This window comes from Vibrio sp. D404a (assembly GCF_030248535.1).
Classification (GTDB): domain Bacteria; phylum Pseudomonadota; class Gammaproteobacteria; order Enterobacterales; family Vibrionaceae; genus Vibrio.
Window position 1 is genome coordinate 1 of record NZ_JAHGAJ010000043.1, and the last position, 16,482, is coordinate 16,482.

Below are 16,482 nucleotides of genomic sequence, written 5' to 3' on the forward strand. Positions count from 1 at the left end.
ATCTCGAATCTCGAATTACAGCTTGTCAGTCAGTTCGATTGCTTGACCGATGTAGTTAGCCGGCGTCATCTCTTTCAGACGTGCTTTCTCGTGCTCTGGAAGCTCAAGACCGTCGATGAAGTTACGCATTGCTTCGCCGTCTACACGCTTACCACGAGTTAGCTCTTTTAGCTTCTCGTATGGCTTTTCGATACCATAGCGGCGCATTACTGTTTGTACTGGTTCTGCAAGAACTTCCCAGTTTTGGTCTAGCTCTGCAAGCAGTGCTTCACGGTTAACTTCTAGCTTGCTGATACCTTTCAGAGTAGAAGTGTATGCGATGATCGCGTAGCCAACACCAACACCTAGGTTACGAAGAACCGTAGAGTCAGTTAGGTCACGTTGCCAACGAGAAACAGGAAGTTTTTGTGCTAGGTGGCCAAATACTGCGTTCGCTAGACCTAGGTTACCTTCAGAGTTTTCAAAGTCGATTGGGTTAACTTTGTGAGGCATAGTAGAAGAACCGATCTCACCAGCAATTGTCTTCTGCTTGAAGTGACCTAGAGCGATGTAGCCCCAAACGTCACGGTCGAAGTCGATTAGGATTGTGTTGAAACGTGCAACTGCATCGAATAGTTCAGCGATGTAATCGTGTGGTTCGATTTGAGTTGTGTATGGGTTCCAAGTTACGCCTAGAGACTCAGTGATGAACTCTTCAGAGAACTGGTGCCAATCAACTTCTGGGTAAGCAGAAAGGTGAGCGTTGTAGTTACCTACAGCACCGTTGATCTTACCAAGGATTTCAACGTTCGCGATTTGCTTGTATTGACGCTCCATACGGTACGCCACGTTTGCCATCTCTTTACCCATTGTTGATGGAGAAGCAGGCTGACCGTGTGTACGAGATAGAAGAGGGATGTCGCGGTACTCAACAGCAAGTGCTTTGATAGCATCGATGATGTTTTGAATTTCAGGAAGAATCACTTCGTCACGAGCTTCTTTTAGCATTAGAGCGTGAGACGTGTTGTTGATGTCTTCTGAAGTACATGCGAAGTGGATGAACTCGTTTACAGCGTGAAGCTCAGGAACACCAGCTACTTTCTCTTTTAGGAAGTACTCAACCGCTTTAACGTCGTGGTTAGTCGTACGCTCGATCTCTTTGATGCGTGCTGCATCTTCTTCAGAGAAGTTTGCTGCTAGTTCATCTAGAAACTTGTTTGCTTCTGCACTGAATGCCGGTACTTCTGCGATTGCGTCTGTTGCCGCAAGCTTTTGTAGCCAACGAATTTCAACGATAGAGCGGTACTTTAGTAGACCAAACTCACTAAAGATGCTGCGAAGTGCAGTTGTCTTGCTTCCGTAACGGCCGTCTACTGGTGAAACAGCAGTCAATGCTGACAGTTCCATGGTGTTCTCCTGAATTGAGTTTCTAAATTTTGTGAGCTTTATACCAGTAACTTTGCTGTTTGTCACGCATATTGCGCAAACGTTTGCGTGAGGATTGTTTTGGTACAAAGAATAAGCTCGCGACAGTGCGCGAGCTGGTGTATTACATTCTTGCTAAGAGGATTTGAGCTTGCTCAACCATCTTCTTGCGTCCGAAGATTAGGTGGCGACGTTTGCCTCCTACTTGACGCCAAAGAACTGCACTGCGGATCCCAGAAAGAAGCAGGGCACGTACTTTGTGTTGATTTGATGTCTGTTGAAGAACTGAAGGTGTACCTGAGACCTGAATACGTGGGCCAATCGGGCTTACCACGTCAAGATAGATACTCGCTAGGTTGCTTACCATCTGCTCATCAAAAAGATCAAAGTGCTCAGCTTGGCGCTCTGCGGTTTGGATGCGGTCGCCTAGCTGAGACATTGCATCATTGCGACCTGACAGCTTACGCTCAAGTGCCATCAAACTAATGATGTAACGCGTGATGTCGCTGCCTGCAGGAGTACTATCGATACCTTTTACTAGGCACTCTAAACCAAGCTTTAAGTTGGATTCGCGACCAAATACACCCACAGTATTCGCTGGGTTGGTATTTAAAATCGCACTGAGTGAAGCTTCAAAGGCATCTTTATCACAATAGCCGTCTTTTGCTACCTGTTGAACCAAAGCGACTGCTTGGCAGATTCCAGCGAAAGCGATTGTACGGTCATAAAGTGTGTTGGCCACGTAGTAACTCCTAGTTGTCTTCTATCGTTTGTCGTTCGATCAGTTAGATGCGTTTTTCGATGATGCCGCCACCAAGACAAACTTCGCCTTGGTAGAATACTGCTGACTGACCTGGAGTCACTGCAATTTGAGGCGCGTCGAAGATAACCTTGATGTTCTCATCGTCAATTGGAATGATTGTACAAGGAATATCTGTTTGGCGGTAACGAGTTTTTACTGTGCACTTCAAAACATCAGTAATTGGTGCGCGGTCTACCCAGTGCAGTTGCGACGCAATTAAACCTTCAGATTTTAGAAGAGGGTGGTCTTTACCTTGTACCGCAATCAATACGTTGCGCTTAAGATCTTTCTCGCCAACGAACCATGGTGCTTCGTTGCCGCCGCCGCCTTTAGTGCCACCGATGTGCAGGCCTTTACGTTGACCTAGTGTGTGGTACATCAGACCGTTGTGCTTACCAATCACTTTGCCTTCTGGTGTTTCAATGTCACCTGGTTGTGCTGGTAGGTACTTGCCTAAGAATTCTGTAAATTTACGTTCACCGATGAAGCAGATACCTGTTGAATCTTTCTTCTTAGCAGTGATCAGATCTTGCTCTTCAGCGATCTTACGTACTTCTGGCTTTTCTAACTCACCTACAGGGAATAGGCTGCGTGCAACTTGGTCTGAGCTAAGCGTGTATAGGAAGTAGCTTTGGTCTTTATTGCTATCTAGACCACGAAGCATTTCAGGCTTTTTACCTGCATCTAGCTCTTCTTGAGTTGGGAAAGTACGACGAACATAGTGACCCATTGCAATGTAGTCTGCGTCTAGTACTTCATCCGCAAATTCAAGAAAGGCTTTGAATTTGATTTCTTTGTTACAAAGAATGTCTGGGTTTGGCGTACGACCTGCTTTGTATTCTGCAAGGAAGTATTCGAATACGTTGTCCCAGTACTCTGCTGCAAAGTTAATGGTGTGAAGGTGGATACCTAGCTTGTCACAAACCGCTTGTGCATCCGCAAGATCTTCAGCTGCCGTACAGTACTCTTCGTTATCGTCTTCTTCCCAGTTTTTCATGAAAAGGCCTTCTACCTGATAGCCTTGTTGCTGGAGAAGATACGCCGAAACTGACGAATCTACACCGCCGGACATACCGACAATTACTTTCTTTTGGCTGTTTCCAGAGCTGATATCTGACATGTCTAAACACCGTTACTATTACTTGGTCGCAGATTCTAACAGAAAGAGAAACAACGTGACAGATCCGAGACCGGAATCACAGTTTCTTTTGCACAAGAAGTGTGCTGACTTTTTGGATGAATCTGATGAAAGCGAGGCGAGTCGCTAGGATGTCAGACCTATATGTGGCATAGTCGCTCAAAATCCAAGACCTGAGATGAAAAAATGTCTGAACAAGATGAATTTATGCAAGAAGAGCAGTTGATCGAGATTATTGAAAATCAGCTGGAAGATGGCCAACCGATCAAAGTAAAAGAGACGTTAATGCGTCTGATGATGACAGGTCACTCTCGCGAAGATGCTATTGCTGCAATGGCATGTGCGCTTGCTATCGAAGTATTTGATGTGATGAAGAACAATGCTGAATTTAACCAGAAGCGTTACTCAGAGCATCTAGATATGCTGCCAGATCTAAGCTTTATGGAAGGCGAATAAAAAAATAGGCGTGCAAACGTTTGCTATAGTTTGAATGATTGCCGCGCTAAATATAGCGCGGTAGAATCCGCCCCCTATTTCCCCTTGACTTAGACTAGCCTTATGAAATTTCCTGGACAACGTAAATCAAAGCACTATTTTCCGGTTCACGCTCGTGACCCATTAGTGAGTCAATCTCAGAACAGCAAGAAGATGTCTCGCACTCATATTATCGGTATTGACCAAACTCTGGTGGATATTGAAGCGAAAGTAAGTTCAGAACTGATTGAGAAGTACGGTTTAAGTAAAGGCCATTCATTAGTTATCAATGATGAAGCGGCAGAGTCTCTATACCAAGAGCTAAAAGAACAGTGCCTTATTACTAATGAATATGCGGGTGGCACCATTGGTAATACGCTACACAACTATTCAGTATTGGCCGATGACCGCTCAACACTATTAGGTGTTATGAGCCAAGACATCAAAATTGGCAGCTACGGCTACCGTTACCTATGTAACACATCAAGCAGAATGGATCTGAACCATTTACAAGGGGTAGATGGCGCAATTGGTCGTTGTTTTGCTTTGATCACTGAAGATGGCGAACGTACCTTTGCAATCAGTGAAGGTCAAATGAACCAATTAAACCCAGACAGCATTCCAGAGAAAATCTTCAAGAGTGCATCTGCCTTGGTTCTGACTGCTTACTTAGTGCGTTGTAAGCCTGGCGATCCAATGCCAGAAGCAACAATGAAAGCGATCGAGTACGCGAAGAAATACGATGTGCCAGTCGTTCTGACACTGGGTACTAAGTTTGTGATTCAAGACGACCCTGAGTTCTGGAAAGATTTCCTAGAGCAGCACGTGACCGTGGTTGCGATGAACGAAGATGAAGCTGAAGCTCTAACGGGCGAGAGCGATCCACTAGCTGCTTCTGATAAAGCGTTGGACTGGGTAGACCTAGTACTATGTACAGCAGGCCCAGTTGGTCTGTTTATGGCGGGTTATACAGAAGAAGCGGCTAAGCGTGAAACAACACTACCACTACTTCCTGGCTCTATTGCTGAGTTCAACCGTTTCGAGTTTAGTCGTCCAGCACATAAAGCACTGTGTGAGTCGCCAGTGAAAGTTTACTCTCATATTGCGCCTTACATGGGCGGTCCTGAGAAGATCAAGAACACCAATGGTGCGGGCGATGCTGCTCTTTCTGCTTTACTGCACGATATGGCTGCTAACAAGTACCATAAAGAGAACGTGCCAAACTCCAGCAAGCACCAACACTCATTCTTAACCTATTCTTCATTCTCTCAAGTTTGTAAGTATTCAAACCGCGCGAGTTATGAAGTGTTGGTTCAGCACTCCCCACGTTTATCTCGCGGCCTCCCTGAGCGCGAAGACAGCTTAGAAGAAGCATACTGGGAGCGTTAATCGCTGGCTACTAAAGTCGCCAAATCCTATCTATAAAACCTCAAGCACTCGCTTGAGGTTTTTTTATTTTTATAAACAATCAAATTGCCGAATTGGCTTAGCCAATGGTGCGGGAAATAAAAATAAAGCAGAATCTCAATAATGTGACGATGTTTTGTATTGACACTTAAGTTTCAAAAGCCTCATTTCACTCAGATATAGCATGCAGCCTTCAAGTGATTATTATGTGCGTGTATATACATAATATTAATAGGAGTATTTAGAGCTAAAGTGACTTATTGATGAGTGCATTATTCTAAATGGTGGTAAATGGAACGCTGTTCACAGATGGCGTTTGCTTTGGAATATCAATCAAGGTTGGATAACAGAAAGGGTATGAACTGAGGACTCTAATTAACAGTATTTGTCGTCAGTTTATTGATAAGCTTCGGCAACTTGATAATCGAAACATTTTCGTAATTGTTGCTTTTAATCATCGAACCGCTATTAACTATCGATTTGCTCTTAACTATCGAATAGGGGCTTACACATCTGGACTTTACTCACCCCAAAAGGTTTAGCGTCAATTTGGAGTCGTCTCTTAATATAAATACTAACAACTGAGTCTGTAGCACATAGAGAAAGTGACGTATGGGTGCATTATCTATTTAACGGAAGATGTCTCGGATGATTATCGGGTGCCTCGACCTTAAGGTTACATACACTTGCCTGAACAGAAGGGTATGAACAAGAGTGCTTTGGCCTAGTCTCGCTGGCTAAGGAAAAGCTCTAGAGGTCATCGGCGTAAATAGCACTTAGGGGGCAACAGCAATCGGACGTTAAGAGGAATGTGAGGTAATCAACTGGTGCGAGATATAACTGCTTTGCTTGGTACAGATAAAAATAAAGGCCTATCGAGATAGGCCTTTATTATATGAATTTGATTGCTAATTATTAGATAGCGAAATCTTCTAGAGATTTACCAGAATCAAGTTCTTGTTGGATTGCAGAAGGTGTACGACCTTGACCAGTCCAAGTTTTTTCTTCGCCGTTTGCATCAACGTACTTGTATTTAGCAGGACGTGGAGCACGCTTAGATTTAGTGCCTTTTGCTTTTGATTCACCAGAAAGGGCAGCAATTAGATCAGCAACGTCGATACCGTCTTTTGCAATTTGGTCAGCGATTGCTGCCAATTTTGCTTCTTGTTCAGCACGCGCAGCACGTTCTTCAGCTTCAGATTCTTGACGTTCTTGTACAACAGTAGTCAGTTTGTCTAATGCTTCCTCTAGTTGCTCAAGAGTTAATTCACGTGAGAATGCACGAAGGCTGCGGATATTTAATAGTGTTTTTGTTAATTCAGACATGATATTTCCCATCAAGATAAACTAATTAATCCTCCTAATAATAAACAGAGGTATAAAAGAAAACAAATAGTATTTTTTATCGAAGTTATTTAAATATTAAAAAGAGGGCAGAAAGTTTAGAAAACCCGATGGAAAGCTAAGTTTAAGATATAATAATTCTAGTACTACTCTATAAATGTGATATGTGACTAATGGAATAGGGTGGTGGTTATGTTGTGAGCACCTTGACTATTTTACTGACAAAAAAGTTAGTTTTCTCGGAATGATATGTTGCAATGTTGCTTTTGTTGAGTACAATTGCGGCTACCTGATGCGCTACGCTGGTTAAATTGTTGTTAAATTAAGCTAACAACAGTTAAAAGTGTTATCGCACGTAGAGGTGCAATTGCAAAGAGTAACTCTCATTGGGGTGATGCCAATGAATGGGAGCAAAAGGTGTAATTGCCGAAGTAAGTTGTATATCTAAGCAGCTTGCTGGGGTTGTGCTAAATAGGTACAACACTGCCATAGTCTTAATTTTAAACTATGGAGCGCTACTGTAGGGTTGGGTGAAGTGTTCACTTCCCTTTCGCTTAGTTCAACATGAGCTTGGTCGTCAGTACCGAGTTTGTCTGCAGTAGATCTCTAGCCAAATAAAAATAACTGGTTTTTGAAGATCATGAATTTAATAGATTTTGCAACATCGCCTTTATCATTGCTTCCGCCCCTTGTGGCTTTAAGCCTTGCTATTGTCACCCGCCGTGTATTGGTTTCTTTGGGTGTTGGTATCGTTATGGGTGCTATTTTACTTGCTGATTACTCACTAGGTAACGCAGCAAGCTATGTATTTACTAAAGCATCTGGTGTTTTCATCGAAGATGGTGGCATCAACACTTGGAACATGAGCATCGTTGCCTTCCTTATTATCCTTGGAATGACAACCGCACTTTTAACACTGTCTGGTGGTACTCGTGCATTCGCTGAGTGGGCGCAGTCTCGTGTTAAAAGCAAGCGCGGTTCAAAACTACTTGCAGCTTTCCTAGGTGTATTCATCTTTGTTGATGATTACTTCAACAGTCTAGCCGTTGGTGCAATCTCCCGTCCTGTTACCGACCGTTTCTACGTATCTCGCGCTAAGCTGGCTTATATTCTGGATTCTACTGCTGCGCCAATGTGTGTAATCATGCCGGCTTCTAGCTGGGGTGCATACATTATTACCATTATCGGTGGCATCTTAGTAACACACGGTGTAACAGAGTATTCAGCACTGGGTGCTTACGTTCGTCTTATTCCAATGAACTTCTACGCTGTGTTCGCACTGCTTATGGTATTTGCAGTTGCATGGTTTGGTCTAGATGTTGGTAAGATGCGCGATCACGAAATCGAAGCGTCTCAAGGCCGTGGTTTTGAAGGCGACAACGACAGCCAACAAGCTCACGATCTAAACGAAGAGCTGGATATCGAAGAGAGCGAAAACGGTTCGGTTTCTGACTTAGTGATGCCAATCGTATCTCTAATCGTGGCAACCGTTACTGCAATGCTATACACAGGTGGTCAAGCATTGGCTGCTGATGGTGAAGCGTTCAACCTACTTGGTGCTTTCGAGAATACGGATGTAGGTAAGTCTCTTGTTTACGGTGGCGTAATCGGCCTATTAGTTGCACTTGCGACTGTATTTAAGCAGAAACTGCCTATGGCAGAGATCGCAAGAACAATGTGGATCGGTGCAAGCTCTATGTTTGGCGCAATCCTAATTCTTGTATTCGCTTGGACTATCGGTTCTGTAATCGGCGACATGAAAACAGGTTCGTACCTATCGTCTCTAGTAACCGGCAGCATTGATTACCACTGGCTACCAGTTATCTTGTTCCTTCTTGCTGGCGTTATGGCGTTCTCAACAGGTACATCTTGGGGTACGTTCGGTATCATGCTGCCTATCGCGGGTGACATGGCTGCGGCGTCAGACATCGCGCTGATTCTACCTATGCTAAGTGCGGTTCTTGCGGGTGCAGTATTTGGTGACCACTGTTCTCCAATTTCAGATACAACGATCCTCTCTTCGACAGGTGCTCGTTGTAATCATATCGACCACGTATCGACACAGCTTCCTTACGCGCTTTCAGTTGCGTTTGTATCGTGCATTGGCTTCATTACCCTAGGTATGACGGCTTCTATCGGTATCGCATTCAGCGCTGCAGCGGTGACGTTTGTTGGTGTGTGTTTCGCTCTGGCTTACTTCTCTCGTTGCAAAATGGCGACGTGCAAAAGCTAAAAACGAAAGTTAATCAGTAAACTATCAGGGAGGCATTAGCCTCCCTTTTTTGTGCCTGTTAAATTAATTTTAAGTTTCGTGAAAAAAGTTCGAATAAATGGTTGAAAAAGGGTCTCACCTTAGTTAGTGTGGAGACAAGACAGCAAACAACCTAAGAGCTGATAAGTATGCGTAAATTAGTAATGAACATTCATCACCATCATCACCCTATCTAGTCTTTCGGGGAGATTTACGCGTACCCGGGAGCAAGATTACTCCCGGAGGTTAAGTCAAAAGAATTTAGATTTAAACCCTCGGGATGACAGAGTCTTCCGAGGGTTTTTTAGTTTTAGCACTTTAAATTATTTAATAAATTCAAATATTTGCACAGGGATAAAGCAATGCAGACACAACGCCTAAGAATCGCAATTCAAAAGAAAGGTCGCCTTAGTAAAGAGTGCCAAGACCTCCTAAAAAAATGTGGTGTTAAGTTCAACATCATGGGTGAGCGTCTAGTTGTACACTCACTAAATATGCCAATCGACTTATTATTAGTTCGTGATGATGATATCCCAGGATTGATCATGGACGGTGTCGTTGACCTTGGCTTCATTGGTGAGAACGAGCTAGAAGAAGTTCGCCTTGATCGCCTTGCACTAAAAGAGCCTGCAGAGTTCCGTACACTACGTCGTCTTGATTTCGGTGGTTGCCGTTTATCTATCGCCATCAACAAAGATGAAGAGTACAACGGACCACAAGACCTAGCGGGCAAACGCATCGCAACGACTTACCCTCAGCTACTTAAAGCCTACATGGACGAGCAGGGTGTTGATTTCAGCACTTGTATGCTAACAGGCTCGGTTGAAGTGGCTCCTCGCGCTGGCCTAGCTGACGCCATTGCCGACTTGGTTTCTACCGGTGCGACGCTAGAAGCGAACGGCCTAAAAGAAGCAGAAGTTATCTTCCAATCTAAAGCGACACTGATTCAACGTACTGGCGAGTTTGATGCTGACAAGACAGCTCTGATTGAAAAACTGTTAACGCGTATGCAAGGCGTTCAACAGGCGAAAGAGTCAAAGTACATCATGCTACACGCGCCAACATCTCAGCTTGAGCAAATCAAAGCGCTACTACCAGGTGCTGAAGATCCAACGGTTCTGCCTCTTTCTACAGACAAAGACAAAGTTGCTATTCACCTAGTAAGTACAGAGAACCTGTTCTGGGAAACAATGGAGCAGCTAAAAGAACTAGGTGCGAGCTCAATCCTAGTATTACCAATCGAAAAAATGATGGGGTAATCCGCATGAGAACCGTTGTTTGGCAATCTTTAAGTGAATCTCAGCAGGACTCTGTACTAGAGCGTCCTGCGATTAGTGAGGGAGCGAACATCACTGCGGCTGTCTCTGAGGTTATCGCAAAGGTACGTAATGAAGGCGATGCTGCAATTACTGAGTTAACTGAAAAGTTCGACCGAGTAACGCCAAAGTCTATTCGAGTATCGAAAAGCGAAATCGAAGAAGCAAGCGCACGACTTACACCTGAAATGAAGCAAGCTCTAGAACAGGCATATAGCAACATTGCAAAGTTCCACGAAGCTCAGAAGCCTCAACCTATTAAGGTCGAGACACAACCGGGTGTTGTCTGTGAGCAAGTAACTCGCGCCATCAATACGGTTGGTTTGTACATTCCTGGAGGCAGCGCACCGCTTCCTTCAACGGTTCTAATGTTGGGTGTACCAGCTCAGATCGCAGGTTGTCGCAAAGTTGTACTTTGTTCGCCTCCGCCAATCGCTGACGAAATTCTGTATGTCGCTAAGCTTTGTAATATTGATGAAGTTTACAATGTGGGTGGCGGCCAAGCGGTTGCTGCGATGGCTTACGGTACTGAGACGGTGTCAAAGGTAGATAAGATTTTCGGCCCGGGCAACGCTTATGTAACTGAAGCTAAGCGTCAAGTAAGCAACGACTTCCGCGGCGCGGCAATCGATATGCCAGCAGGTCCTTCTGAGGTTTTGGTTATTGCTGATGAAACCGCAGATGCAGATTTCATTGCTGCGGATTTGCTAAGCCAAGCGGAGCACGGTCCAGATTCTCAAGTTGTTTTGGTAACGCCTTCACCAGTGATTGCTGACCAAGTGACAGAAGCGGTGCAAAAGCAACTTAAAGAGCTATCTCGAGCTGATATCGCACAGCAGGCATTAGCGTCTAGTTTGATCATTATCGCTGAGTCTATTACCCAAGCAGTGGCAATTTCGAACTTCTACGGTCCAGAACACTTAATCGTTCAGACTAAGAACCCACGTGAATTGCTTCCATTGCTGGATAATGCGGGCTCAATCTTCTTGGGTGACTGGTCACCAGAATCCGCGGGTGATTACGCTTCGGGTACTAATCACGTTCTGCCTACTTACGGTTACACCAAAACCTACTCTAGCCTAGGCTTAGCTGATTTTTCGAAGAGAATGACGGTACAAGAGCTGTCTGCAGATGGTCTGAAAGGTCTAGCACCAACGGTAGTGACAATGGCAGAAGCAGAAGGGCTAGATGCCCACAAACGCGCTGTTACCATCCGAGTTGAAAAGCTAAGTCGCGCTGACAAATTGAATTAATAAGAGTAAGTCGTTCATGGAAAAGCTAGCAAGAAAACAAGTTCAAGCATTAACCCCTTATTTGTCGGCTCGACGTATTGGTGGTAGCGGTGATGTGTGGCTAAACGCTAATGAATCGCCTTTTGATAACGAGTACTCGCTTAACTTAGCGCGTCTCAATCGCTACAGTGAGTGCCAACCAAAAGAGGTGGTCGAAGCCTACGCGCAATACGCGGGTGTTAAGGCAGAGCAGACCATCACAACACGTGGTGCAGATGAAGGCATTGAACTTCTGATTCGTGCTTTCTGTGAGCCGGGTGAGGATGCGATTCTTTACTGTCCACCAACCTACGGCATGTATGCTATCAGCGCTGAAACCATAGGTGTTGAGCGCAAAGTTGTGCCACTGACGCCTGATTGGCAGCTGGATCTCGATGCGATTGAAGCGCAGCTTGATGACGTAAAAGTCGTATTTGTGTGTAGTCCAAACAACCCAACGGGTAACCTAGTTGAGCGCAAAGACATCGTGAAACTGCTTGAGATGACTCAAGACAAAGCGATTGTGGTGATGGACGAAGCGTATATCGATTTCTGTCCTGAAGCGTCAACGGTTGATCTGCTTGAACAGTATCCAAATCTGGCGATTCTAAGAACGCTATCAAAAGCTTTTGCACTCGCTGGCCTGCGCTGTGGTTTTACTCTGGCCAACAAAGAGCTTATCGATGTGCTGCTTAAAGTGATTGCTCCATACCCAGTGCCTGTTCCTGTCGCAGAGATTGCGACTCAAGCACTGTCTCAAGAAGGGTTGGCGCGTGCTAAGTTCCAAGTTCTTGATCTCAATGCCAATCGCGCTTACTTACAAGCTGGGCTGATGGGGATGCCACAATTGACGGTATTTGACGGTTGGGGTAACTACTTATTGGTTAAATTCCCTGACGGTGATGCATTGTTTAAAGCAGCATGGGACAACGGCATTATCTTACGTAATTCTCCAATTGAAGACTGCGTTCGAATCAGTGTTGGTAATAGAGAAGAGTGCGAAAAGACACTTGGCTTTATTCGAAACTTTTACCAATAGAGAACGGCTCTTTATTACGCGAAGTAACTAGATTGATTTGGCTTAGACGCGATTGTCTAAGCCACAAGATTTAAATTTAAAAGGAAGTTCCAGTGAGTAAACAACAGAAAATATTATTCATCGACCGTGACGGCACCTTAATTGTTGAGCCACCTGTCGATTTCCAAGTAGACCGTTTAGATAAACTTAAATTTGAACCGCTTGTTATCCCAAGTCTATTAGCACTGCAAGACGCTGGCTACCGCCTAGTGATGGTCACTAACCAAGATGGTTTAGGTACCGACAGTTACCCGCAGGCAGATTTCGATGCACCACACAATATGATGATGGACTTCTTCGAATCTCAAGGCGTGAAGTTTGATGACGTGCTTATTTGTCCTCACTTTGATGAAGACAACTGTTCGTGCCGCAAGCCTAAGCTAGGTCTGGTTAAAGAATACCTACAGGCGGGTAAGGTTGATTTCCAAAACTCTGTTGTGATTGGCGACCGTATTACAGACCTTCAGTTGGCTGAAAACATGGCTATTCGTGGTATTCAGTATAACCCAGATCCAAATGCAGAAGGCATGATGAACTGGCCACAGATCCTGAAAGATCTAACAGTTAAAGCTCGTGTTGCTGAAGTGGTTCGCACCACCAAAGAAACCGACATTAAAGTAGCGGTAAATCTTGATGAGACGGGTGGAAATAAGATTGAAACAGGCATGGGTTTCTTTGACCACATGCTAGATCAAATCGCGACACACGGTGGTTTCCAGATGAACCTATCGGTGAAGGGTGACCTACACATCGATGACCACCACACGGTAGAAGACACAGCACTGGCTCTAGGCCAAGCATTGAAGGATGCGTTGGGCGATAAGCGTGGTATTGGCCGCTTTGGTTTCAGCCTTCCGATGGACGAGTGTCTAGCTCAATGTGCACTGGACCTATCTGGTCGTCCATACCTTAAATTCGATGCCAAGTTTAGCCGTGAGCAAGTAGGTGACCTATCTACCGAAATGGTGGTTCACTTCTTCCGCTCATTGACAGATACATTGGCGTGTACGCTGCACCTATCTTCAGCAGGTGATAACGATCACCACATTATCGAAAGTTTGTTTAAAGCATTCGGCCGTACTCTACGTCAAGCGATCAAAGTCGAAGGCAATGAGCTACCAAGCAGCAAGGGCGTACTCTAAGGAATGAGCATGAAAGAGCAGAAAGTCGTTATTATTGATACCGGTTGTGCCAACGTCTCTTCAGTAAAGTTTGCTATTGAACGCCTTGGTTATGCCGTTGAGATTTCAAAAGATCCTGCGGTCGTACTAGCAGCCGACAAACTCTTTTTACCGGGCGTTGGTACTGCAAGTGAGGCGATGAAAAACCTAGCTGAACGTGATCTGATTACGTTGGTAAAGCAGGTTGAAAAGCCGCTTCTGGGTATCTGTTTAGGTATGCAGCTTCTGGGTAAACTCTCGCAAGAGAAAGGTCAGAAAGCGGACGAATTGGTTGAGTGTTTGGGGCTGTGTGAAGGCGAAGTTCGCCTGATGGATACCGGTGATTTACCACTTCCTCACATGGGCTGGAACACGGTGAAATCAACACCAGAACACCCGTTATTCAAAGATATTGAAGAGGGTGAGTACTTCTACTTCGTACACAGCTTTGCTATGCCAGTCGGTGACTACACTGTCGCTCAGTGTGATTATGGCAACCCGTTCACGGCAGCAGTACAGAGTGGAAACTACTATGGTGTTCAGTTCCACCCAGAGCGTTCTTCAAAAGCTGGCTCAAAACTGATTCAGAATTTCTTGGAATTGTAATAAAGGATTAGGCAGTCGCTAAGGCTGCCATAAAAGGAATGCACATGATTATTCCCGCATTAGATTTAATTGAAGGCCAAGTAGTTCGCTTATTCCAAGGTGACTACGGGCAAGTAACCGAATACAAAGTTGACCCAGCAGAGCAGTTCAACCTATACCACCAAGCGGGTGCAGGCTGGCTGCACCTTGTTGATCTTACAGGCGCTAAAGACACCACAGCACGTCAACTTGACTTGATTGCAAAGCTGCTTGCTAGCACCCCAGCTAACATTCAAATTGGCGGCGGTGTTCGTAATGAACAAGACGTAGTTGACCTGCTTGAAGCTGGCGCTCAGCGCGTAGTGGTAGGTTCAACAGCGGTTAAGCAGCCTGAGCTTGTTAAAGGCTGGATGGAAAAGTACGGCGCTGAAAAAATCGTATTGGCTTTGGACATCAATATTGACGAAAGCGGCACACGTAAAGTGGCGATTTCAGGTTGGCAAGAAGATTCAGGTGTCACGATTGAAGCCCTGATTGAAGACTACCTAACTGTTGGCCTTAAACACGTGCTGTGTACCGATATTTCACGTGATGGCACGCTTGAAGGCTCTAACGTTGAACTATACGTTGATCTTTGTAAGCAGTATCCACAGGTTCAGTTCCAATCATCAGGTGGCATTGGCAGCCTAGCCGATATCGAAGCACTTAAGGGAAGCGGCGTCGCTGGCGTTATCGTTGGCCGAGCGCTTCTGGATGGCAAGTTCACAGCAGAGGAGGCATTTGCATGTTGGCAAAGCGAATAATTCCTTGTTTAGACGTTCGTGATGGACAGGTGGTCAAAGGCGTTCAGTTTCGTAACCACGAGATCATTGGCGACATTGTTCCACTAGCACAGCGCTATGCAGAAGAGGGCGCAGACGAGCTTGTGTTCTATGACATCACAGCATCAAGCGATGGCCGTGTTGTTGATAAGAGCTGGGTAAAGCGTGTTGCAGAGGTGATTGATATTCCTTTCTGTGTCGCTGGTGGTATTAAGTCGGCTGAAGATGCCGCGCGTATTTTAGAGTTCGGTGCTGACAAGGTATCGATTAACTCGCCTGCACTGGCTAACCCTCAGCTCATCACTGACCTTGCTGATAAATTCGGGGTGCAGTGTATTGTTGTTGGTATTGACTCTTACTACGACAAAGAGACGGGTAAGTATCAGGTCTACCAATTCACTGGTGATGAAGCGCGTACTAAGGCGACTCAATGGGAAACCAAAGATTGGGTTCAGGAAGTGCAAAAGCGTGGTGCGGGTGAAATCGTACTAAACATGATGAACCAAGATGGTGTGCGTAACGGCTACGACTTAGAGCAGCTGAACATGGTTCGTGAGGTTTGTAAGGTACCACTCATCGCATCAGGCGGCGCGGGTGCTATGGAGCACTTTGCTGAAGCTTACAACAAAACAAACGTGGACGGAGCTCTGGCAGCTTCTGTATTCCACAAGCAAGTCATCAATATTGGTGAACTGAAGCAATATCTAAAACAACAAGGTGTAGAGGTGCGTCTATGAGTTTCGCAGCGACAGAAGTAAACACGCTAGCTGAACGTATCAATTGGGATAAAGTGGACGGTCTCGTTCCTGCGATTGTACAAGATTTTCAATCAAGCCAAGTGCTGATGATGGGTTACATGAACCAAGATGCGTTAGCGAAAACGGGTGAAACGGGTCAAGTGACTTTCTTCTCACGCACCAAAGAGCGTCTGTGGACAAAAGGCGAGACGTCGGGCAACGTTCTTCAATTGGTGAATATGTCACTCGATTGTGACAACGATACGTTACTGGTAAAAGTGAACCCGATTGGTCCAACGTGCCACCTCGGCAATACCACCTGTTGGGATGTGGATCCACAAGAAGAGACACAGATGGTGTGGCTTCATCAACTTGAGCAGCTATTGGCTGCCCGCAAGGATTCAGACCCTGAATCTTCTTATACTGCCAGCTTATATGCCCGTGGCACCAAGCGTATTTCGCAAAAAGTGGGCGAAGAAGGCGTTGAAGTCGCGCTTGCGGCGACGTCGGGCGATAAGGCGGAGCTAGTTTGCGAATCTGCGGATTTGATTTACCACCTAATGGTTCTGCTTCAAGACCAAGGGTTATCGATGAACGATGTGGTGAACAAGCTAAAAGAGCGTCATAAGTAAGCTCTCTTTGGATTAATCGAACCACATAAAGGTAGATAAAAGCCCCGTAAACAAACATGTTT

At 45.2% G+C, this 16,482-nt stretch carries 15 protein-coding genes, 1 riboswitch and 1 other annotated feature; of the genes, 11 read left to right on the top strand and 4 right to left on the bottom strand.

Annotated features, from left to right (window positions below; all coding sequences use genetic code 11):
- Positions 1-15: 15 nt before the first annotated feature.
- The 3 genes from purB to mnmA all read right to left on the bottom strand — a co-directional run bounded on the left by purB (position 16) and on the right by mnmA (position 3,326).
- Positions 16-1,386 carry an adenylosuccinate lyase gene (gene purB, locus KI655_RS21130; protein ID WP_285408439.1) on the bottom strand — a complete coding sequence of 457 codons (1,371 nt, stop codon included), beginning with the start codon at positions 1,384-1,386 and terminating at the stop codon, positions 16-18.
- 142 nt (positions 1,387-1,528) lie between these two features.
- Positions 1,529-2,146, bottom strand: a complete 618-nt coding sequence (gene hflD, locus KI655_RS21135) for a high frequency lysogenization protein HflD (RefSeq protein WP_032552093.1) — start codon at positions 2,144-2,146, stop codon at positions 1,529-1,531.
- A gap of 43 nt (positions 2,147-2,189) precedes the next feature.
- Positions 2,190-3,326 (bottom strand): tRNA 2-thiouridine(34) synthase MnmA, encoded by a 1,137-nt coding sequence (gene mnmA, locus KI655_RS21140; protein ID WP_285408440.1) that lies wholly within the window; start codon positions 3,324-3,326, stop codon positions 2,190-2,192.
- Positions 3,327-3,530: 204 nt separating this feature from the next.
- Here mnmA and KI655_RS21145 point away from each other — a divergent pair, with 204 nt between their 5' ends.
- Entirely contained in the window at positions 3,531-3,800 is a 270-nt protein-coding gene (locus KI655_RS21145; RefSeq protein ID WP_285353861.1) for a hypothetical protein, read from the top strand.
- A 102-nt stretch (positions 3,801-3,902) separates the two neighbouring features.
- On the top strand, positions 3,903-5,207 hold the full coding sequence (locus KI655_RS21150; protein ID WP_285408442.1) for an inosine/guanosine kinase: 1,305 nt from the start codon (positions 3,903-3,905) through the stop codon (positions 5,205-5,207).
- A gap of 933 nt (positions 5,208-6,140) precedes the next feature.
- On the opposite strand, the gene KI655_RS21155 is transcribed toward KI655_RS21150, so the two are convergent.
- Positions 6,141-6,551: an H-NS family nucleoid-associated regulatory protein gene (locus KI655_RS21155; RefSeq protein ID WP_285408443.1), complete on the bottom strand. Its 411-nt coding sequence runs from the start codon at positions 6,549-6,551 to the stop codon at positions 6,141-6,143.
- 366 nt (positions 6,552-6,917) lie between these two features.
- Positions 6,918-7,095, top strand: a riboswitch (Lysine riboswitch).
- 114 nt (positions 7,096-7,209) lie between these two features.
- Here KI655_RS21155 and KI655_RS21160 point away from each other — a divergent pair.
- The 9 genes from KI655_RS21160 to hisIE all read left to right on the top strand — a co-directional run bounded on the left by KI655_RS21160 (position 7,210) and on the right by hisIE (position 16,420).
- Entirely contained in the window at positions 7,210-8,802 is a 1,593-nt protein-coding gene (locus tag KI655_RS21160) for a Na+/H+ antiporter NhaC family protein (protein ID WP_285408445.1), read from the top strand.
- Between the two features lie 190 nt (positions 8,803-8,992).
- Positions 8,993-9,129 (top strand) — a sequence feature (His leader region).
- Positions 9,130-9,182: 53 nt separating this feature from the next.
- Entirely contained in the window at positions 9,183-10,079 is an 897-nt protein-coding gene (hisG, locus tag KI655_RS21165; RefSeq protein WP_285408446.1) for an ATP phosphoribosyltransferase, read from the top strand.
- The gene (gene hisD / locus KI655_RS21170) at positions 10,079-11,389 is read left to right on the top strand and encodes a histidinol dehydrogenase (protein WP_285408554.1); all 1,311 of its coding nucleotides are present in this window, start codon (positions 10,079-10,081) and stop codon (positions 11,387-11,389) included. The genes hisG and hisD overlap by 1 nt, the downstream gene beginning before the upstream one ends.
- Positions 11,390-11,405: 16 nt before the next feature.
- Positions 11,406-12,446, top strand: a complete 1,041-nt coding sequence (hisC, locus tag KI655_RS21175) for a histidinol-phosphate transaminase (protein WP_285408447.1) — start codon at positions 11,406-11,408, stop codon at positions 12,444-12,446.
- 92 nt (positions 12,447-12,538) lie between these two features.
- Positions 12,539-13,627, top strand: a complete 1,089-nt coding sequence (gene hisB, locus KI655_RS21180; RefSeq protein ID WP_285408448.1) for a bifunctional histidinol-phosphatase/imidazoleglycerol-phosphate dehydratase HisB — start codon at positions 12,539-12,541, stop codon at positions 13,625-13,627.
- 9 nt (positions 13,628-13,636) lie between these two features.
- Positions 13,637-14,251, top strand: coding sequence for an imidazole glycerol phosphate synthase subunit HisH (hisH, locus tag KI655_RS21185; protein ID WP_285408449.1), 615 nt, complete (start codon positions 13,637-13,639; stop codon positions 14,249-14,251).
- A gap of 44 nt (positions 14,252-14,295) precedes the next feature.
- Complete coding sequence (gene hisA / locus KI655_RS21190; protein WP_012604374.1) at positions 14,296-15,033, top strand: 1-(5-phosphoribosyl)-5-[(5-phosphoribosylamino)methylideneamino]imidazole-4-carboxamide isomerase; 738 nt, start codon at positions 14,296-14,298, stop codon at positions 15,031-15,033.
- The gene (gene hisF, locus KI655_RS21195; RefSeq protein ID WP_032552105.1) at positions 15,015-15,788 is read left to right on the top strand and encodes an imidazole glycerol phosphate synthase subunit HisF; all 774 of its coding nucleotides are present in this window, start codon (positions 15,015-15,017) and stop codon (positions 15,786-15,788) included. The genes hisA and hisF overlap by 19 nt, the downstream gene beginning before the upstream one ends.
- A complete protein-coding gene (hisIE, locus tag KI655_RS21200; protein ID WP_285408452.1) occupies positions 15,785-16,420 on the top strand; it encodes a bifunctional phosphoribosyl-AMP cyclohydrolase/phosphoribosyl-ATP diphosphatase HisIE in 636 nt (211 codons plus the stop codon). The genes hisF and hisIE overlap by 4 nt, the downstream gene beginning before the upstream one ends.
- Positions 16,421-16,482: the final 62 nt, after the last annotated feature.